The organism is Streptomyces hypolithicus (genome assembly GCF_052934925.1).
Genome location: NZ_CM128811.1, coordinates 3,293,844 through 3,312,396 on the forward strand (window position 1 = coordinate 3,293,844; position 18,553 = coordinate 3,312,396).

General features: G+C 71.4%; 16 protein-coding genes. 1 reads left to right on the forward strand and 15 read right to left on the reverse strand.

The window, feature by feature from the left end; genetic code table 11:
- Nucleotides 1-23: 23 nt before the first annotated feature.
- The 10 genes from pstA to mshD all read right to left on the reverse strand — a co-directional run bounded on the left by pstA (nucleotide 24) and on the right by mshD (nucleotide 10,974).
- Nucleotides 24-1,097 carry a phosphate ABC transporter permease PstA gene (gene pstA / locus ACU6WZ_RS15605; RefSeq protein ID WP_447028660.1) on the reverse strand — a complete coding sequence of 358 codons (1,074 nt, stop codon included), beginning with the start codon at nucleotides 1,095-1,097 and terminating at the stop codon, nucleotides 24-26.
- Nucleotides 1,094-2,089 (reverse strand): phosphate ABC transporter permease subunit PstC, encoded by a 996-nt coding sequence (gene pstC / locus ACU6WZ_RS15610; protein WP_447028661.1) that lies wholly within the window; start codon nucleotides 2,087-2,089, stop codon nucleotides 1,094-1,096. The genes pstA and pstC overlap by 4 nt, the downstream gene beginning before the upstream one ends.
- 101 nt (nucleotides 2,090-2,190) lie before the next feature.
- Nucleotides 2,191-3,327, reverse strand: coding sequence for a phosphate ABC transporter substrate-binding protein PstS (gene pstS / locus ACU6WZ_RS15615; protein WP_447028662.1), 1,137 nt, complete (start codon nucleotides 3,325-3,327; stop codon nucleotides 2,191-2,193).
- Nucleotides 3,328-3,575: 248 nt separating this feature from the next.
- Nucleotides 3,576-4,001: an NUDIX hydrolase gene (locus ACU6WZ_RS15620; RefSeq protein ID WP_447028663.1), complete on the reverse strand. Its 426-nt coding sequence runs from the start codon at nucleotides 3,999-4,001 to the stop codon at nucleotides 3,576-3,578.
- The gene (locus ACU6WZ_RS15625; protein WP_447034056.1) at nucleotides 3,998-5,041 is read right to left on the reverse strand and encodes a CHAD domain-containing protein; all 1,044 of its coding nucleotides are present in this window, start codon (nucleotides 5,039-5,041) and stop codon (nucleotides 3,998-4,000) included. Before ACU6WZ_RS15625 ends, ACU6WZ_RS15620 begins: the two co-directional genes overlap by 4 nt.
- Nucleotides 5,042-5,162: 121 nt before the next feature.
- Nucleotides 5,163-7,397 (reverse strand): RNA degradosome polyphosphate kinase, encoded by a 2,235-nt coding sequence (locus tag ACU6WZ_RS15630; protein ID WP_447028664.1) that lies wholly within the window; start codon nucleotides 7,395-7,397, stop codon nucleotides 5,163-5,165.
- 243 nt (nucleotides 7,398-7,640) lie between these two features.
- Nucleotides 7,641-8,657: an ABC-2 membrane transporter-related protein gene (locus tag ACU6WZ_RS15635; RefSeq protein WP_447028665.1), complete on the reverse strand. Its 1,017-nt coding sequence runs from the start codon at nucleotides 8,655-8,657 to the stop codon at nucleotides 7,641-7,643.
- Nucleotides 8,654-9,556, reverse strand: a complete 903-nt coding sequence (locus ACU6WZ_RS15640) for an ABC transporter ATP-binding protein (RefSeq protein ID WP_447028666.1) — start codon at nucleotides 9,554-9,556, stop codon at nucleotides 8,654-8,656. The genes ACU6WZ_RS15635 and ACU6WZ_RS15640 overlap by 4 nt, the downstream gene beginning before the upstream one ends.
- Nucleotides 9,553-9,954 carry a GntR family transcriptional regulator gene (locus ACU6WZ_RS15645; protein WP_447028667.1) on the reverse strand — a complete coding sequence of 134 codons (402 nt, stop codon included), beginning with the start codon at nucleotides 9,952-9,954 and terminating at the stop codon, nucleotides 9,553-9,555. Before ACU6WZ_RS15645 ends, ACU6WZ_RS15640 begins: the two co-directional genes overlap by 4 nt.
- A gap of 93 nt (nucleotides 9,955-10,047) precedes the next feature.
- A complete protein-coding gene (gene mshD / locus ACU6WZ_RS15650) occupies nucleotides 10,048-10,974 on the reverse strand; it encodes a mycothiol synthase (RefSeq protein WP_447028668.1) in 927 nt (308 codons plus the stop codon).
- A 222-nt stretch (nucleotides 10,975-11,196) separates the two neighbouring features.
- Here mshD and ACU6WZ_RS15655 point away from each other — a divergent pair, with 222 nt between their 5' ends.
- Complete coding sequence (locus ACU6WZ_RS15655) at nucleotides 11,197-13,035, forward strand: bifunctional metallophosphatase/5'-nucleotidase (protein WP_447028669.1); 1,839 nt, start codon at nucleotides 11,197-11,199, stop codon at nucleotides 13,033-13,035.
- Nucleotides 13,036-13,076: 41 nt separating this feature from the next.
- Here the strand turns inward: ACU6WZ_RS15655 and ACU6WZ_RS15660 are convergent, their stop codons facing one another.
- The 5 genes from ACU6WZ_RS15660 to ACU6WZ_RS15680 all read right to left on the reverse strand — a co-directional run bounded on the left by ACU6WZ_RS15660 (nucleotide 13,077) and on the right by ACU6WZ_RS15680 (nucleotide 18,386).
- A complete protein-coding gene (locus tag ACU6WZ_RS15660; protein ID WP_447028670.1) occupies nucleotides 13,077-14,528 on the reverse strand; it encodes a sensor histidine kinase in 1,452 nt (483 codons plus the stop codon).
- Nucleotides 14,525-15,358 carry a response regulator transcription factor gene (locus ACU6WZ_RS15665; protein ID WP_447028671.1) on the reverse strand — a complete coding sequence of 278 codons (834 nt, stop codon included), beginning with the start codon at nucleotides 15,356-15,358 and terminating at the stop codon, nucleotides 14,525-14,527. Before ACU6WZ_RS15665 ends, ACU6WZ_RS15660 begins: the two co-directional genes overlap by 4 nt.
- 23 nt (nucleotides 15,359-15,381) lie before the next feature.
- Entirely contained in the window at nucleotides 15,382-16,422 is a 1,041-nt protein-coding gene (locus tag ACU6WZ_RS15670) for a S1C family serine protease (protein ID WP_447028672.1), read from the reverse strand.
- Nucleotides 16,423-16,535: 113 nt separating this feature from the next.
- Nucleotides 16,536-17,567, reverse strand: coding sequence for a LacI family DNA-binding transcriptional regulator (locus ACU6WZ_RS15675; protein ID WP_447028673.1), 1,032 nt, complete (start codon nucleotides 17,565-17,567; stop codon nucleotides 16,536-16,538).
- Between the two features lie 24 nt (nucleotides 17,568-17,591).
- Nucleotides 17,592-18,386, reverse strand: coding sequence for a response regulator transcription factor (locus tag ACU6WZ_RS15680; RefSeq protein ID WP_447028674.1), 795 nt, complete (start codon nucleotides 18,384-18,386; stop codon nucleotides 17,592-17,594).
- Nucleotides 18,387-18,553 lie beyond the last annotated feature (167 nt).

The following is an 18,553-nucleotide window of genomic DNA, read 5'->3' on the forward strand; positions in this document are numbered from 1 at the left end:
CTGAATCACTGCTTTCTGCTGGCCTAACGGCCGGTCTTCGGGGCCTTCCAGCGGGCGATGCCGCGGGCCACCAGGTTGAGGATCATGACGAAGGCGATCAGCACGAGGGCGGCCGCCCAGGCGCGGTCGATCGCGGCGTCGGTGCCGACGGCGTACTGCTCGTACACGTACAGCGGCAGCGAGGACTGGGCGCCTTCGAAGGGGTTGTCATTGATCAGCTTCGTACCGAAGACGAGGAGCAGCACGGGGGCCGTCTCGCCGGTGATACGGGCCACGGCGAGCATGATGCCCGTGGTGATGCCGCCGATCGCGGTGGGAAGGACAACCTTGAGGATAGTGCGCCACTTCGGGATGCCGAGGGCCAGCGAGGCTTCGCGCAGCTCGTTCGGGACGAGCTTGAGCATCTCCTCGGTGGAGCGTACGACCACCGGCATCATCAGGATGGCGAGCGCCATCGCGCCGGCGAACCCGGAGGGGCCGAAGCCCAGGATCAGGTTCCAGGTGGCGAGGATGAACAGGCCCGCGACGATCGAGGGGATGCCGGTCATGACGTCGACGAAGAACGTGACGGCCTTGGCGAGCCTTCCGCGTCCGTACTCGACCAGGTAGATCGCGGTCAGCAGCCCGATGGGCGCGGCGATCACGGTGGCGATGAGGACCTGCTCGATGGTGCCGAGCAGCGCGTGGTAGATGCCGCCGCCGACGTCGGCGTCGAGGACGCCGTTCATCGAGTGGGTCAGGAAGTACGGATCGAGGACCTTGACGCCCTTGCTGATCGTGACCCAGGCGAGCGACAGCAGGGGCACGACGGCGAGGACGAAGCAGACCCAGACCAGGCTGGTGGCGAATCGGTCCTTGGCCTGGCGGCCTCCCTCCACCTTGGTGGTGATGAGGTAGCTCGTGACCACGAAGAACACAGCGGCCAGCAGACCCCACTGGACGCGGCTGTGCCAGCCGGCGGCGATGCCGAGACCGCAGCCCGCGGCGATCGACCCGGCGGCGATGACGGCCGGGGCCCAGCGCGGGAGACGGGCGTGGGTCAGGGTGGCGTGGGGGACGGCGGCGGTGGGCCGGTTGTCCTGGATGACGTGGCTCATGCGTTGGCCCCCGAGTACTCCTTGCGGCGGGCGATGATCCATCGTGCCGCGCCGTTGACCAGCAGCGTGATGAGGAAGAGCACCAGGCCGGACGCGATCAGCGCGTCCCGGCCGAACTCGTTGGCCTCGTTGAACTTCGCCGCGATGTTCTGGGCGAAGGTGCCACCGCCCGGGTCGAGCAGGTGGCCGGAGATCAGGAAGCTCGGGGAGAGCACCACGGCCACGGCCATCGTCTCGCCGAGCGCGCGGCCGAGGCCGAGCATCGAGGCGCTGATGATGCCGGAACGGCCGAAGGGGAGGACTGACATCCGGATGACTTCCCAGCGCGTCGCGCCGAGGGCCAGGGCGGCCTCCTCGATCATCTTCGGCGCCTGGAGGAAGACTTCACGGGTGACGTTGGTGATGATCGGCAGGATCATGATCGCCAGCAGGATGCCGACGGTGAAGAGGTTGCGGGCGACGCCGTCGCTGGTCCGCTCGAAGATGTACGTCCAGCCGAAGTACTCGCCCAGCCACTTGTTGAGGCCGTCGAGGTAGGGGACCAGGAAGATGGCGCCCCAGAGGCCGTAGATGATGCTGGGCACGGCGGCGAGCAGGTCCACGACGTACGAGATCGGCGCGGCGAGCCTGCGGGGCGCGTAGTGCGAGATGAACAGCGCGATGCCGATCGCGATCGGCACGGCGATGAGCATGGCGATGACCGAGCTGACGACGGTGCCGAAGGCCAGCACGGCGATGCCGAAGATCGGGGGGTCACCGGCCGGGTTCCACTCGGAGGTGGTGAGGAAGTTCGCCCCGTCCTTGGAGATGGCGAGGGCGGCCCGGTAGGTGAGGAAGACCGCTATGGCGGCCATGATCACGAGCAGGGTGATGCCGGATCCGCGGGACAGCCCGAGGAAGACCCGGTCACCGGGGCGGGTGCTGCCCTTGGACGCGCGGACGCTGCCGCGCCGGTCGGGCGGCGGTGTTTCGGTGGTGGTCGTTGTAACCATGGGACTCTCCGGTCTGCGGAGCGGGTGGCTCCTGGCGGCGGTGCACCGGATGCCGGGGCCGGTCCGGGCCGTGGTGCGGCCCGGACCGGCCCCGGCCGGAATCAGGACAGGGTCGGAACGATCTCGCGGACCTTGGCCGCGATCTCGGCCGGGATCGGGGCGTAGTCGGCGTCGGCGAGGACCTTCTGGCCGTCCTCGCTGATCGCGTAGTTCAGGAACGCCTTGAGGGTGGGCAGCGTCTCGGGGTTGTTGCCCTTGTCGCAGGCGATCTCGTACGTGACCAGGACGATCGGGTACGCGCCCTCGGCCTTGGTCTGGTAGTCGAGGGACAGGGCGAGGTCGTTGCCCGTGCCCTTGACCTTCGCGGCGGCGATCGCCTTGGACGCGTTCTCGGTGGTCGCCTCGGCCGGGGCGGAGGCGCCGGTGTCGAGCTTGACCGTGCTCATCTTGCTGGCCGTGGCGTAGGAGAGCTCGAAGTAGCCGATGGCGCCTTCGGCGTCCTTGACACCGGTGGCGACACCGGAGGAGCCGTTGGCGGCCTGGCCGCCCTTGGCGGGCCACGACTTCGTCTTCGGGTCGTACTTCCAGTCGGCCGGGGCGGCGTCAGCGAGGTACTTGCCGAGGTTCTGCGTGGTGCCGGACTCGTCCGAGCGGTGGAAGGCCTGGATGCTGGTGCCGGGGAGCTTGGCTTCCGGGTTCAGCTTCTTGATCGCCGGGTCGTCCCACTTGGTGATCTTCGAGTCGAAGATCTTGGCCAGCGTCGGGGCGTCCAGGACGAGGTCGTCCACGCCGCTCAGCTTGTAACCGATGGCGATGGGGCCGCCCGCCATGGGCAGGTTGATGCCCTTGCCGGTCTTGCAGATCTTCTCCGACGCGGTGACCTCTTCGGGCTTGAGCGCGGAGTCGGAGCCGGCGAAGGCGACCTGGCCCTGGTTGAACTTGGTGATGCCGCCACCGGAGCCGATGGCCTGGTAGTTGACCTCGACGCCGGAGCAGGCGGCCTGGAAGTTCTTGACCCACAGGTCCATGGCGTTCTTCTGGGCGGTCGAGCCGGCCGCGAGCAGCTTGCCCTTCGCGCCTTCGCACTCGATGTTCGAGGCGGCCGTGGTCTTCTCGCCGCTGCCGCCGGTGCTGCCTGCGTTGTCGTCCGAGCCGCACGCCGTGAGGACCAGGGCGCCGGAGACGGCGAGGGCGCCGAGCGCGGTGGCGCGAAGCCGGTTCTTGCGCTGAAGCTTCACTTTCGGGTGTTCCTTCCAGGAGCCGCCGGTCCCGTGTGGACGCTGTGGCGGCGTGCGAAGAGCTATCTGTTCTCGGTGGTCCAGCTACGCAGTGGGGTCAGCATCTTTCGATGTGCCTCGCACCGTGTACGTCCGAAATTAGGCAGAACAGGTGAAGCCGTCGACGGAAGCGGGTGAACGGAAGGTGAACCGTGTCGAACGGTGTGGTGCGCGAGGTCGTGGTGCAGCGCCTACGCGTGGCGCGGCGCCTACGCGTGGCGCAGCACCTCCAGCAGGGCCGTCACCAACGCCCGGTCCCTGGGCTGTGTCAGGCGGGATCTGGCGGCGGTGGGGGAGAGCCAGAGGATCCGGTCCACCTCGTCGCTCGGGGTGAACACCCCCGTCGTCGCCTCGGCCGCCCAGTAGGACACGTGCTTCGAGCGGCCGTTCGCCTCGTACCGCAGGGTGGGCAGCCGGGCGCCCGGTGTGCACCGGTGGCCGGTTTCCTCCAGTACCTCGCGCAGGGCCCCCGCCAGCGGGTCCTCGCCGCGCTTCAGCTTGCCCTTCGGGTGCGACCAGTCGTCGTATTTCGGCCTGTGTACGAGACACACCTCAAGGCCGCCGTCGAACGGCGACCGGCGCCACAGCAGGCAGCCGGCCGCCAGGACCGGGCCCGGCGGCGGTTCGCCCGTCATGGCTGCCAGGCCTGCTGGAAGGCGAAGCGCGCGGCCTCCACCTCGTGGCGCTGGTCGGCGTGCAGGACGCCGAGTGCGTACGCCGTCGCCGGGGCGATCCGGGGGGTGCGGGCAGCTGCGGCGGCCGCGCCGGCCGCCTCCGCCGCGTCACGGTGGTGTTCCAGCGCTCGGGCTGCCGGGAGGGTGTCGGCCGGGGCGGCGACGACCTCCTGGGCGTAGCGGTGCAGGCGCAGGAGCAGCCGTACCTGGTGCCATGGCGCGTCCTGGGCCTCGCTCGTCGGCGCGGCGGCCAGGCCGTGGAGGAGTGCCTCCGCGTTGTACGGGTGCGCCGCCCGCCCCAGGGGCAGTGCGGCGACCGCCTCCAGCAGCCGCTGCTCGGCGCCCACCGCGAGCGGGGTGAGCACCTCGGAGGCGGTGGCTTCGGCGGCCGGGCCGAGCGGGACCTCCGAGGCCAGTAAGGCCACGGCGTCGGCGACGGCGTGGAACCGGGACGAGCCCAGTGCCTGGAGCGCCGCCGAGTGGGCCCGCGTCCTGGCCAGCGTCAGCTGCCGCTCCAGCAGCGCCCCGGCCCTGGCCGCGCCGACGGTCAGGGCGCCGGAGGCGTGCGCGGCGGCGGAGGATGCCCTGCCGTCACGGGCGGCGGGCACCGCGGCCGCCGGGTCGACGGAGTCCGGGGCGGGGGCCGCGCTCGTACGGGCCGGGGAAGCGGCACCCGTACCGCCGCCCGACAGCCGGTTCAGCGCGTCCAGCAGCCGCGTCAGGCGCGCCGCGTACGCGTGCTCGCGGGCCAGCGTCCCGGAGAGCCAGGCCAGCTCCGCGCGCAGCATGTCCGACCAGCCCGTGTCGGTCAGGGGGCGGAACGTGTGCAGCGTCCCGCTGATCCGGCGCGCCGCGCCCCGGATCGCCCGGGCCGCCTCGGCGGCGTCGGCGGCGTCCGTAGCGCCCTGCGGGCTGTGCCCGCTCTCGCTGTGCAGACGCAGGCTGCGCAGGAAGCCCGCCGCCTGGGCGTGGAGGTAGGGGGCGAGCAGTTCCCGGCACAGGACGTCACCCGCCGGCTGCGGGAGCCCTGTCGCCTGGGGGAGTCCCGCCGCCGGTGGGAGCCCCGTAGCCGGTGGCAGCCCGGGCCCGGCGTCCTGCCGGGTGCGGGGTCGGGATGCGGTGTCACGGTGTTGCACGCCGGCGCCTCCGGGCGTCTATGAGCATCTCCTGCACGTGCCGCAGCGGCTGTCCCTCGGCGTCCGTCGCGTGCCGCGTCCAGTCGCCGTCGGAGCCGAGGTGCCAGGAGGAGGTGGTGTCGGACATGCCGGTTTCCAGCAGCCGGCTGAGCGCCGCGCGGTGCCCCGGGTCGGTGACTCGTACCAGCGCCTCGATGCGGCGGTCGAGATTGCGGTGCATCATGTCGGCGCTGCCGAACCAGACTTCGGGCTCGCCGCCGTTGCCGAAGGCGAAGACCCGTGAGTGTTCGAGGAAGCGGCCGAGTATCGAGCGGACCCGAATGTTCTCGGAGAGGCCCGCGACCCCGGGGCGTATCGCGCAGATGCCGCGGACCCAGATGTCGACCGGCACGCCCGCCCTCGACGCCCGGTAGCAGGCGTCGATGACGGCCTCGTCGACGAGCGAGTTGACCTTGATCCGGACGTAGCTGGGGCGTCCCGCCTGGTGGTACGCGGTCTCCTTGTTGATACGGGTGACCAGGCCGTCCCGCAGCGACTTCGGGGCGACGAGCAGCCGGCGGTACGTCTCGCGGCGGGAGTAGCCGGAGAGCCGGTTGAAGAGGTCCGAGAGGTCCGCGCCGACCTGCGGGTCGGCGGTCAGCAGGCCCAGGTCCTCGTAGAGGCGGGCCGTCTTGGGGTGGTAGTTGCCGGTGCCGACGTGCGAGTAGCGGCGCAGCAGGTCGCCCTCCTGGCGGACCACCAGGGAGAGCTTGCAGTGCGTCTTGAGGCCGACGAGCCCGTACACGACGTGGCAGCCGGACTCCTCCAGCTTGCGCGCCCACTTGATGTTGGCCTGCTCGTCGAAGCGGGCCTTGATCTCGACGAGGACCAGGACCTGCTTGCCGGACTCGGCGGCATCGATCAGCGCGTCCACTATCGGCGAGTCGCCGGACGTCCGGTACAGCGTCTGCTTGATGGCGAGGACGTCCGGGTCGGCCGCGGCCTGTTCCAGGAAGGCCTGCACGGAGGTGGAGAAGGAGTCGTAGGGGTGGTGCAGCAGCACGTCGCGCTCGCGCAGCGCCGCGAAGACGTCGGGCGCGGACGCCGACTCGACCTCGGCGAGGTCGCGGTGGGTTCCGGCGATGTACTTCGGGAACTTCAGCTCCGGCCGGTCCAGCGCGGCGATCCCGAACAGGCCCGTGAGGTCGAGGGGGCCCGGCAGCGGGTACACCTCGGAGTGCGACATCTTCAGCTCGCGCACGAGCAGGTCCAGCACGTACGGATCGATGGACTCCTCGACCTCCAGCCGCACCGGCGGCCCGAAGCGGCGCCGCATCAGTTCCTTCTCCAGGGCCTGGAGCAGGTTCTCGGTGTCGTCCTCCTCGACTTCCAGGTCCTCGTTCCTGGTCACCCGGAACATGTGGTGCGCGAGCACTTCCATGCCGGGGAACAGCTCTTCGAGGTGCGCGGCGATGACGTCCTCAAGGGGTACGTACCGCTGCGGCGACGCCTCCAGGAACCGGGACAGCAGCGGCGGCACCTTCACCCGGGCGAAGTGGCGGTGGCCGCTGACCGGGTTGCGTACGACCACGGCGAGGTTGAGCGAGAGCCCGGAGATGTACGGGAAGGGGTGCGCGGGGTCCACGGCCAGCGGGGTCAGGACGGGGAAGATCCGCTGGCGGAACAGGGTGAAGAGGCGGGCCTGCTCCTTCTCGGACAGCTCGGGCCAGCGGATGAGGTGGACGCCCTCCTCGGCGAGGGCCGGGGCGATGTCCTGCTGGTAGCAGGCGGCGTGCCGGGCCATGAGCTCGCGCGAGCGGGTCCAGATGAGGTCCAGCACCTCGCGGGGCTGGAGACCGGACGCGGACCGGGTGGCGACACCGGTGGCGATACGGCGCTTCAGGCCGGCCACCCGGACCATGAAGAACTCGTCCAGGTTGGAGGCGAAGATGGCGAGGAAGTTAGTCCGTTCGAGGAGGGGCGTCGCCGGGTCCTCGGCAAGCTCCAGCACCCGCTCGTTGAAGGCCAGCCAGCTGCGCTCGCGGTCCAGGAAACGGCCCTGGGGCAGCTCGGTGTCGGCCTCCGCGTCCCCGGCGTACGAGTCCGGGTCGGCATCGATGTCGGGGTTCAGCCCCCCGGCCACCTGGGACGCCGCCACGGTGTCCGGGCGGTGCGCGGTGATTGAACCGACGGACGGCTGAGCGGGCTGGAAGGGGACGTCGGTGCTCCGCTGCTGGCTCATGACCCCATTGTTCCGCGCGGAGGGGCCGCCGGGCGCGCCGAGCAGGGGCGAGGTGCGGGAGGTGCTCCCGTTCGCGCGCGGGGAGGGTGGCACAGCGGGCTGCATTCCCCGAGCGTCGCAAGGGTGTCTGAATGGCCGGTAACGGCGACATGACATGCAGGAAGCGGGGCCGGGGCCGGGACCCCCGTCCTCGGCCCCGGCCCAGCGTCCCCAGCCCCCGTCCTCGGCCCCGGCCCGGCCGGATCAGGCGTGCCGACGGCGCAGGACGCGGAAGGCGGCGTAGGTTGCCGCCGCCGCGAGGGCGAGCGCGATGGAGGTTTCGAGGAGCTGGGTGTACCAGAAGTGCGAGCGGGGGTGGTGGTCGACGTACCAGGCGGTGACCTGGAGGTCGGTGGGGCAGTGCGCGCCGGGCATCCTGTCCGGAAGGCACTCGCGGTACACGAACCGCTCGCCGGCCGCGTTCTGGACGCCCATGTCGGTCATGAAGGAGCCCACGGGCGGGAAGGACCGCTGATAGCCCCCGCCGGTCGCGGGCCCGGTGATCGTGCGCACCGGGATCAGGCTCCACCGCAGGCTGCCCATGAGCAGCAGCACGGCGCCGGTCACGATGCCCGAGGCGGCAACGGCCGGCAGTGTGCGGCGTACCAGCAGACCGATGAGCGCGCCCAGGGCGACCGCGAGGAGGCAGTACGCGGGGAGGGCCGGGCCGGTCGCCTCGTACAGGCCACGGTCGGGCCAGCTGAGGTCCGACTGGCCCAGCAGGCCGGACGCGCCGAGCTGGAAGACGCCCATGAGGGCGAGCGTTCCGGCGAGGACGAGCGTCGCGGTGAGCGCGAGCTGTGAGGCGAGCCAGCGCGCGGGGGCGAACGACTGAGTCCACGTCAGGCGGTGCAGCCCCGCCTCCAGCTCGCGGGCGACGACCGGGCCCGCGACGAAGGCGCCGATCAGCAGGGGCAGCAACAGGGCGCCCTCGGAGCCGCGCTTCATGTACTCGACGAGCAGGTCCTCGGCGCTGGCGAAGCCGAGGAACAGATCGCTGCACGGGCCGCCGGCGGAACAGTCCAGCTCCTTGTAGGGGTAGGCCGCCGCCGCCCAGCGCAGGAAACCGGTCAGCGCGGCTGCCAGGACAATGAAGCCGAGCGAAATGCGCAGTGCGGTGCGGTGGATGCGCAGGAGAGCCCAGAACGGCCCCCGCGCAAGGCCCGGAGGGACGGGGGCCAGGGTGCCCGTCGCCGTCTCGGGCGAGGTCAGCGTGCTCACGCCGTCACCTCCCGCGCCACGCGGGCCGTCGTGCCCGGGGTGAGCAGCGGTGGCGCGTTCGGCGAGCGGAGATGGGCGAGCAACAGTGCCTCCAGGGTGGGCGCTTCGGTCTCCCAGCCGTCACCGACCGGGCCGTCGGGTCGGATCATGGCGGTGGTGCCGCGCCCCGTGGTGCGGGATTCGACGACGGTGTGCGGGGCGAGGTCCGCCGCCGGCGCCCGTCCGGTCACCAGGGTGTGAGCGTTGATCAGGTCGTCGGTGCCCCCGCCCAGCCGGATGTGGCCGCCCGAGACCAGCAGCAGATGGTCGCAGGCGTCCGCCAGTTCGCTGACGATGTGCGACGACATCACCACGGTGGTGCCGTGTTCTACGGCCTCGGCCATCAGCGTGCCCATCAGCTGATGCCTGGCGAGGGGGTCCAGGTCGGCCATCGGCTCGTCCAGCAGCATGAGTTCGGGCCGTTTGCCGAGTGCGAGGGCGAGCGCGACGCGGGTGCGCTGGCCGCCGGAGAGGTTACGGATCCGCGCGCCGGCGTCGAAGCCGCCATCCTGTACTACGCGCTCCGCGATGCGGGCGTCCCAACGGGCCGGGTTCAGCTCGGCACCCAGCCGGAGGGTGTCGGAGACGGTGAGTTGGGGGTACAGCGGCTTTTCCTGGGCGACGTAGGCGACACGGTCGCGGGCCGTCGCGGGGTCGGTGCCGAGCACGGTCAGCGAGCCCTCGCTGGGGCGGAGCAGGCCGGCCGCGTGGGCGAGCAGTGTCGACTTGCCCGCGCCGTTGGGTCCGACGACGGCGCAGATACGGCCCACGGGCAGTCGGAATGAGCAGTCGCGCAGGGCCCAGCCCCGCCGACCGTATCTCTTGCCCAGGCCGGCCGCCTCGATGGCGGTGTCCGTCATGCGTGGTCCCCCTTGAAGTGTTGATCCGGAAAGTGTTCGTCCAGTACGGACGTGACGAGCGCCAGGGCGTCGTCCTTGTCGAGTCCGGCTTCGCGGGCCCGCGCGGCCCACTCGGCGAGTTCGCCGCGCAGTGCCGAGTCGGCGGGTGCGTTGCCGAGGGACTTGCGTACGAACGTGCCGAGGCCGCGCCGGGCCTCGACCAGGCCCTCGCGTTCCAGCTCGCGGTAGGCCTTCAGCACGGTGTTCGGGTTGATGGCGGTGGCTTCGACGACCTCGCGGGCCGTGGGGAGCTTGTCGCCCGGCTCCAGCAGGCCCAGCCGCAGCGCCTGCTTGGTCTGCTGCACGATCTGGACGTACGTGGCCACGCCGGTGCGCCGGTCGATGCGGTACTCGACCACGCGGTAAACCCCCTTTCACTAGTCAAGTAGTGGAATAGTGATCCAAGAATGGGGCGGTGTCAACAGACACCGCCCCATTCCTGTTCGACCCGGCTACGACTCCGTGCGGTACATCAGGTCTGTCTCATGCGTGCTGAAGCCGAGCCGTTCGTACACCGTCACGGCCGCCGTGTTGTCCGCGTCGACGTAGAGCATCGCCGTCGGCAGGCCCTGCTCCGCCAGGTGCCGCAGGCCCGTCGCGGTCAGTGCCCTGCCGAGGCCGCCGCCCTGCGCGTCGGGGCGGATGCCGACGACGTACACCTCGCCGAGCTGCTCGTCGGGGTGCACCTTCGTCCAGTGCGAGCCGACGAGCCGGCCGTCGCGCTCCGCCAGGAAGAAACCCTTCGGGTCGAACCACGGTTCGGCCTTGCGGTCGTCCAGGTCACGCTGTGTCATGCCGCCCTGTTCGGGGTGGTGGGCGAACGCGGCCGCGTTCACCTCCAGCCACGCGCTGTCGTCCTGCCCGGGGACGAAGGTGCGCACCTCCACGCCCGCCGGGTACACCGGCTCCGGGATGTCCATCGGGCTCAACGGGCGCCGCATCTGACGCAGTTCGCGGAAGAGGGTGAGCCCGAGCACCTGCGCGAGGTGGCGCGCCGCCGACTTCCCGCCGTGCGCCCAGATCCGTACCCGCTTGCCCGACGCGTCCAGCACCGTCGTCCCGAGCGTGCGGCCGTGCCCGTTGCCGCGGTGCGACGGGTGGACGACCAGCTCGGCGGCCGGCGCCTCGACGGGGTCGGTGTCCTCCAGCTGCGCGTATCCGAGGAGCGGCCCGTCGCCGACGTACAGCAGGAAGTGCCGCACGCCCTCCCGGTGACCGCCGCGCAGTTGCAGCCGGCCCTGCTCGGACACGGCCTGCACGCCGTCCGTGCGGGCGGCCTCGTCGAGGAGCGCCAGGACCTCCTGGGCCTGCTGCTCCGTGAGCGCGTCGAGGGTCTGGATCTTCCGGAGGGGAGCGGGGGCCGCAGGGTCATTCGTCATGGATACGAGCCTACGGCGGCCCCCGTGATTCTCCCGTCGGCCACCCGCTCGCTGACGGACCGCCAAGGGGGACCGGCAAGGGAGACCGTCAGGGGGACGGCCGAGGCGGGACCGCCATGGACGGCCAACGGCAATCAGCTCGTAACCCGTCACCCCCTGTCGCGCTACGCGCGTTGACTCTAGGCTGCCGTCGACCGTCACGCTGAACTCACAAGGGGACCGATGTCAGCGCACCCTCGCACCACCCGCTCGCAGCGCGCGACGCGGCGCATACTCGCCACCGCCGCCGGACTCGCCACCGCGGGCGCACTCGTGGCCGCCATGCCCGCCGGCGCCGCCCAGGACGCGGACCGGGCGCACAGCGGCAAGCACGAGCCGAAGTCGCGGACCGTGGACGTACAGCTGCTCTCCTTCAACGACCTGCACGGCAACCTGGAGCCCCCGGCGGGCTCGGCCGGCACGGTCACCGAGACACAGGCCGACGGGACGACGAAGGCGATCCCGGCCGGCGGCGTCGAGTACCTGGCGACGTCGCTGCGCAAGGCACGCGAAGGCAAGCGGTACTCCGTCACCGCGGCCGGCGGCGACATGATCGGGGCCAGCCCGCTGATGTCCGGGCTGTTCCACGACGAGCCGGCCATCGAGGCGCTGAACAAGCTCGACCTCGACGTGTCGGCCGTCGGCAACCACGAGTTCGACGAGGGCGCCGCCGAGCTGGCCCGCATCCAGAACGGCGGCTGCCACCCGGTCGAGGGCTGTTTCGAGAAGGGCAGGGAGTTCGAGGGCGCGGACTTCCCCTACCTGGCCGCGAACGTCACGCGCGAGAAGACCGGCAAGCCCGTCCTCAAGCCGTACACGGTATGGAAGAAGGACGGCGTCAAGATCGGCTTCATCGGCGTGACGCTCGAAGGCACGCCGGGCATCGTCACCGCCGAAGGCGTCAAGGGCCTCGGATTCCACGACGAGATCGAGACGGTCAACAAGTACGCCCGCGAACTCGACCGCAAGGGCGTCAAGTCGATCGTCGCCCTGATCCACGAGGGCGGCTCGCCCGCCTCCTCCTCGTACAACTACGACTGCGACTCGCCGGGCGCCGGTGACGGCATCTCCGGCCCGATCACCGACATCGCCAAGGGCATCTCACCGCGCGTCGACGCGCTGGTCACCGGCCACACGCACCAGGCGTACGTGTGCACCGTCCCCGACCCGGCCGGCAACCCGCGCATGGTCACCTCGGCGTCCTCGTACGGCAAGCTCTACACGGACACCACGCTGACGTACGACCGCCGGACCAGGGACATCGTCCGTACGTCGGTCAAGTCCGCCACCTCCGCGAACCACGTCGTCACCCGCGACCAGCCCAAGGCCGCGGACATGACCTCGCTCATCGGGCGCTGGAACGCGCTGGCCGCGCCGATCGCCGGCAAGCCGCAGGGCTTCATCTCCGCCGACATCAACGGGCGCGGCTCCACCGCCCCCGAGAAGCCGCTCGGCGACCTGATCGCCGACGCCCAGCTGGCGGGCCTGTCCCCGGCCGACAAGGGCGGGGCGCAGCTCGCGCTCATGAACCCGGGCGGGATCCGCTCCGACCTGGTGTTCAAGGCGAGCGGGAGCGAGGGCGACGGGGTGGTGACCTACGGCGAGGCGTTTACCGTGCAGCCGTTCACCAACATGATGAACGTCGTCGACCTGACCGGCGCGCAGCTGGTCACCGCGCTCCAGCAGCAGGTCAGCGGCTCGAACGAGTCCTCGCCGAAGATCCTTCAGGTGTCGAAGGGCTTCACGTACACCCTGGACCTGACGAAGACGGGCGCGGCCCGGATCGACGTGGCCTCGGTGAAGCTGAACGGCGTCGCACTCGACCCGGCGAAGACCTACCGCGTCGCGATGAACGAGTTCCTGGCGGGCGGCGGCGACGGCTTCGCGGTCTTCAAGGAGCACAAGAACAAGCTGGTCGGAGCGTCCGACCTGGACATCTTCAACGCCTACCTGGCAGCGAACTCGACCGCCTCCGCCCCGATCACCCCGCCGGCGGCCGACCGCATCACGGTGGTGAAGTAGCGGGACAGTCGAAGTAGCGGGACAGCCAAGGCGTGCCCGCGTCACCCCGTGTCCGGTGGTGGCGTGGGTGCGCCCGGCAGGCGGAGCACGGCTTCCGTGCCCGCCGCGCCGTCCTTCGGGGGGCGCAGTTCGGCGGTGCCGCCCGTCTGGTGGACCGTGCGGGCCACGATGGACAGGCCGAGGCCCGACCCCGGCAGAGCGCGGGCGGACGGTGAGCGCCAGAAGCGTTCGAAGACGTAGGGGAGTTCGCCGGCCGGGATGCCGGGGCCGTGATCGCGGACCGTCAGCTCGCCGCGGCCGTTCAGGGTGAGGGTCACCGCGGCGCCCGGCGGGCTGAACTTCACGGCGTTGTCGAGGACGTTGACCAGCGCCCGCTCCAGCGCCGCCGGATCGGCCCGTACGTACCACGGTGTCAGATCCGTGGTGATCGTCAGGTCCGGTCCGCGCAGCCTGGCCCGCTCCAGGGCGGCCATGGCGATCTCGTGCAGCGCGACCACTCGCAGCGGGCCGGCCCGGTCGGTCGTGTCGGGGCGGGCCAGCTCCTGCAGGTCGCCGATCAGGGCGGCCAGTTCCGTCATCTGCGCCTTGACGGAAGCCATCAGCGCGGCCCGGTCGGCGGGCGGAATGACCCGGCCGGTCTCGTCGCTGCGGGCGAGCAGTTCGACGTTCGTACGCAGCGAGGTCAGCGGGGTGCGCAGCTCGTGCCCGGCGTCCGCGATCAGCTGCGCCTGACGGTCGCGGGAGGTCGCCAGCGCGGCCGTCATCGCGTTGAAGGAGGCCGACAACCGGGCGATCTCGTCCTCGCCCTCGACGGGGATACGTACGGTCAGGTCCTCCGTACGCGCCACATGCTCGACGGCGCCGGTGAGCTCGTCCACCGGGCGCAGACCCGCCCTGGCCACCCACAGCCCGGCGGCTCCCGCGCCCACCACGCCGATTCCGGACAGCACCAGCAGCACCCAGGCGAGGCTGCCCAGTGGGTCGTCGACCTCGCTCATCGGGCGTGCGACGGTGACGGCGAAGGAGGAGTCGAGCAGGTCCTGCGGCCGGTCCTGGAGCCGGTAGGTGTAGACCCGCATCTCCTGCCCGTCGATGTCCTCGCTCGTGTGCAGGTCGTCGCCCCGCTCACCGGCCGCCACCGCGATGTCGCCGTCCTGCGCGGGGATCCGGGCGACGCCGGGGGAGGTGCAGGTGGCGCCGGAGGCGTCGACGATCTGGATGCGGTACGAGCCCTCGGGCGGCGCCACCACGGCATCGCCCCCCGCGCACGCCAGGCGGAGGTTGCGGACGTAGGGCTCGCTCACTTCGACACCCCGCAGTGAGGTGTCGAGCTGCTCCGCCAGCTGCGCCCGGGTCACGAACCAGCACGCCGCCGCCACCGCCGCCACCGCGAACGCCACCGCCACCGCCGTCAGCAGCGCCAGCCGGGACCGCAGCGTCAGCGCGCTGGGCCGCAGCGGCAGCACCCGGGACCTGCGGGGCTCACCGCTCACGCCTCACCGCCCCGCAGCGCGTAGCCCACACCCCGCACCGTGTGCACCAGGCGCGGTTCGCCGGCCGCCTCCGTCTTGCGGCGCAGGTACATGACGTACACGTCCAGGGAGTTCGAGCTCGGCTCGAAGTCGAAGCCCCACACCGCCTTGAGGATCTGCTCGCGCGTCAGGACCTGGCGCGGGTGCGCGAGGAACATCTCCAGCAGGGTGAACTCGGTACGGGTCAGCTCCACCGCCCGCCCCGCCCGCGTCACCTCGCGGGTCGCGAGGTCCATCCGCAGGTCGGCGAAGGACAGCAGGTGCCCGGGTACGTCCTCGCCGGCCGGCACCCCGGCGGCGTACGCACTGCGCCGCAGCAGCGCCCGGATGCGGGCGAACAGCTCGTCCAGCTCGAACGGCTTCACCAGATAGTCGTCGGCGCCCGCGTCGAGCCCCGTCACCCGGTCGCCGACCGTGTCGCGGGCTGTGAGCATCAGGATCGGGAGGGTGTCCCCGGAGGAGCGGATGCGGCGGGCGGCGGTCAGGCCGTCCATCCGCGGCATCTGGATGTCGAGGACGATGAGGTCCGGTTCGTACGACGCGGCCTTGGCGAGCGCGTCGACGCCGTCGACGGCGACCTCCGTCGCGTACCCCTCGAAGGCCAGGCTGCGTTGCAGGGCCTCGCGCACGGCGGGCTCGTCGTCGACGATCAGGATGCGCTCGGCGGGGGTGCTGGGGGTGCTGGGGGTGTTGGGGCTGCTGGAGTTGCTGGAGTTGCTGGCGCTGCTGGGGTTGCTGGGGTTGCTCATCGGGGGTGCGTGTCCGTCCCTCGTCGCTGCTGCGGCCGACATTCAGCGTCGCACGGCGCGGCAGATCACCCGTTGTTGCCGGCGCGGAGCTGGTCCAGGTCCGCCTTGACGCTGTCGACCGGGATGGCGAAGCCCAGTCCGACGCTGCCCGAGGTGGAACCGGTCGCTCCGCTGGGCGAGTACATCGCGGAGTTGATGCCGATGATCTCGCCGTCCATGTTGATCAGGGCGCCGCCGGAGTTTCCGGGGTTGAGGGAGGCGTCGGTCTGGAGGGCCTTGTACGTCGTCTTCGACGATCCGGTCTCGCCGTTGAACTGCTGCCCGCCGAACTCGAACGGCCACCGGGTGCCGCCCCCCTGGCTCTGGCCCTGCTGACCCTGCCGCTCTCCCGGGTTCTCGTCCTTCGCCACCGTCACATCCCGTTCGAGCGCCGAGACGATTCCGCTGGTCACCGTCCCTGTCAGGCCTTCCGGCGAGCCGATCGCCACGACCTGGTCGCCGACCGACACGTCGTCGGAGTTCCCGAGGGCGGCCGCCTTCAGGCCGCTCGCGTCCCGGAGCTTGATGAGGGCCAGGTCCTTGCCGGGAGCGGTGCCGACGACATCAGCGGTCCAGGTCTTGCTGCCTTTGGCGTCGTTCGTCGTGACCTTGACGGCGGAGGCGCCGGATACGACGTGGTTGTTGGTGACGACCTCGCCGTCGCCGGCGATGATCACACCGGAGCCGGTGGAGCTGCCGGAGGCGGTCTCGGCGCTGATCTCGACGATGCTGGGGCTCACGGCCTGCGCGACGCCGGAGACGGTGCCCTTGCTGCTCTGCGAGACGTTCGTACCGCTCGCGCCGTTGCCGCCCGCGACGGTGAGGTCGTCGGCGGTGAGGCGTTCGGCGAAGGCCGCCGTGCCGCCGCCGATGGCCGCCGCGACGATGGCGACCGCGGCCAGCAGGGCCACGGGGCGCCGGGCCCGGCGCGAGGCCTGGGCGGGGGCCGCGGGGGCCGGCTCGGGTGCGTACGCGGGCGGCGGGGGATACGTCCAGGCCGCGTAGGAGGGGGAGGGCTGCTGCTCGGGCTCGGGGTACTCGCCACTGCGGCGGGGGCTCTCGGTCATGTCCGCAAGCCTGGCGAGCGGTCATGAGAACCGTCTGAGTGCGCGCTGAGAAGCCCCACAGAAGCGTTATGCCCCATGTGAGGACGACGCCGCTCCCTAAGACCGGTCGGGCCTCACGACGTGGGCGGGCAGCCGCAGGACCGGCGTATCACCAGCGCGGAGGGGAACTGCTTCAGCCGCTCGCGCCGCGACCCCGCCACCCGCAGCCCGTCGTCCAGCACCAGGTCCACCGCCGCCCGCGCCATCGCCGGCCGGTCGGAGGAGATCGTCGTCAGCGGCGGATCGGTGAGCGCGGCTTCCTTCACGTCGTCGAAGCCGGCCACCGCCAGCTCGCCGGGAACGTCGATACGCAGCTCACGGGCGGCCCGCAGCACGCCGATCGCCTGGTCGTCCGTTGCGCAGAAGATCGCCGGCGGCCTGTCCGGACCGGCCAGCAGGCCCAGCGCGACCTGGTAGGCGTCGTACCGGTTGTACGGGGCCTGGAAGAGCCGGCCCTCCGTGGACCGGCCCGATTCCTGCATCGCCCGACGCCAGCCCTCGACGTGGTCCGCCACCGGGTCGCCCACCGCCGGGGTCGACTCCACGCCGCCGAGGCAGGCGACGTACGCGTGACCGTGTTCCAGGAGGTGGCGGGTCGCGAGCTGCGCGCCACCGATGTCGTCGGTGACGACCGCCACGTCGTCGATCGCCTCGGGCCGCTCGTGCAGCAGCACCACCCGGGCGTCCCACGCCTCGATCTCGGCCGCGGCCCCTTCGCTGGGGCCCTGGCTGACCAGGATCAGGCCGGAGACCCGCATGCCGAGGAAGGCCCGCAGGTAGTGGACCTCGCGGTCGTCGCGGTAGTCCGAATTGCCGACCAGGACCATCTTTCCGCGCTCGGCGGCGGCCTGTTCGACCGCGTGCGCCATCTCGGCGAAGAACGGCTGCCGGGCGTCGGGGACGATCATGCCTATCAGGTCGGTGCGGCGGGACGCCATGGCCTGCGCGACCCGGTCCGGCCGGTAGCCGAGCTCCTTGATCGCGGCGAGGACACGCTCGCGCGTGGCCGGGGCGACCGGCCGGGGTCCGTTGTTGACGACGTAACTGACGACCGCGGTCGAAGTCCCCGCCAGTCTCGCCACATCGTCCCGCGTCACCTTGGCCACGCGCGGCAGTCTACGCGTGGTGACCTACCGGTTCACCTGCTGAATGGCCGCTTCCTCCAGCGGCCCCGTGCCCGCCGGCCGGGTGACGGTCGCGGGCGGTGTGCGGGCCGCCTTCGCCCTGGCTTCCTCGGCCGCCGCCCGCTCTACCTTCTCGGGGGTCACGAAGCGGTAGCCGACGTTGCGTACGGTCCCGATCAGCGACTCGTGCTCGGGGCCGAGCTTCGCGCGCAGCCGCCGGACGTGCACGTCGACCGTGCGCGTACCGCCGAAGTAGTCGTACCCCCAGACCTCCTGGAGGAGCTGGGCACGGGTGAAGACCCGGCCGGGGTGCTGCGCGAGGTATTTCAGCAGCTCGAACTCCTTGAAGGTCAGGTCCAGGACCCGCCCCTTGAGTTTCGCGCTGTATGTCGCCTCGTCGACGGAGAGGTCACCGCTGCGGATCTCCATCGGGCTGTCGTCCGAGGTGATCTGCCGGCGGCCCATCGCGAGCCGCAGCCGCGCCTCGACCTCGGCGGGCCCCGCGCTGTCGAGCAGGACGTCGTCGATGCCCCAGTCGGCGGTGACCGCGGCGAGGCCGCCCTCGGTCACGACGAGGATCAGCGGACAGCCGGGCCCGGTGGACCTCAGCAGCTGGCACAGCGCCCTGACCTGTGGGAGGTCTCGGCGGCCGTCGATCAGGATGACGTCGGCACCGGGGGTGTCGACGAGGGCCGGGCCTTCGGCGGGGGCGACCCGCACACTGTGCAGCAGCAGGCCGAGGGCGGGGAGCACCTCCGTCGACGGCTGAAGGGCATTGGTCAGGAGCAGCAGAGAACTCATCGTCCGCCACCTGCCTGCATCGGACTCTCGTGCACGGTTCGCTCGCCCATTACGTCGGTTCCTCCTCGGTCCCTGCGGAGGGGGTCCCACCCATGCCCCTGAGGCTATGGGGGATTATGCGGCCCTGCTTCGTACTGCTTCCACTGCTTCGTACTGCTGTGCGCTGC

Excerpts from the sequence above, each read along its gene's own strand:
- pstA (WP_447028660.1), bottom strand. The coding sequence starts at position 1,097 with ATGAGCCACGTCATCCAGGACAACCGGCCCACCGCCGCCGTCCCCCAC.
- pstC (WP_447028661.1), bottom strand. The coding sequence starts at position 2,089 with ATGGTTACAACGACCACCACCGAAACACCGCCGCCCGACCGGCGCGGC.
- ACU6WZ_RS15620 (WP_447028663.1), bottom strand. The coding sequence starts at position 4,001 with ATGACGGGCGAACCGCCGCCGGGCCCGGTCCTGGCGGCCGGCTGCCTG.
- ACU6WZ_RS15630 (WP_447028664.1), bottom strand. The coding sequence starts at position 7,397 with ATGAGCCAGCAGCGGAGCACCGACGTCCCCTTCCAGCCCGCTCAGCCG.
- ACU6WZ_RS15640 (WP_447028666.1), bottom strand. The coding sequence starts at position 9,556 with ATGACGGACACCGCCATCGAGGCGGCCGGCCTGGGCAAGAGATACGGT.
- mshD (WP_447028668.1), bottom strand. The coding sequence starts at position 10,974 with ATGACGAATGACCCTGCGGCCCCCGCTCCCCTCCGGAAGATCCAGACC.
- ACU6WZ_RS15655 (WP_447028669.1), top strand. The coding sequence starts at position 11,197 with ATGTCAGCGCACCCTCGCACCACCCGCTCGCAGCGCGCGACGCGGCGC.
- ACU6WZ_RS15665 (WP_447028671.1), bottom strand. The coding sequence starts at position 15,358 with ATGTCGGCCGCAGCAGCGACGAGGGACGGACACGCACCCCCGATGAGC.
- ACU6WZ_RS15670 (WP_447028672.1), bottom strand. The coding sequence starts at position 16,422 with ATGACCGAGAGCCCCCGCCGCAGTGGCGAGTACCCCGAGCCCGAGCAG.
- ACU6WZ_RS15680 (WP_447028674.1), bottom strand. The coding sequence starts at position 18,386 with ATGAGTTCTCTGCTGCTCCTGACCAATGCCCTTCAGCCGTCGACGGAG.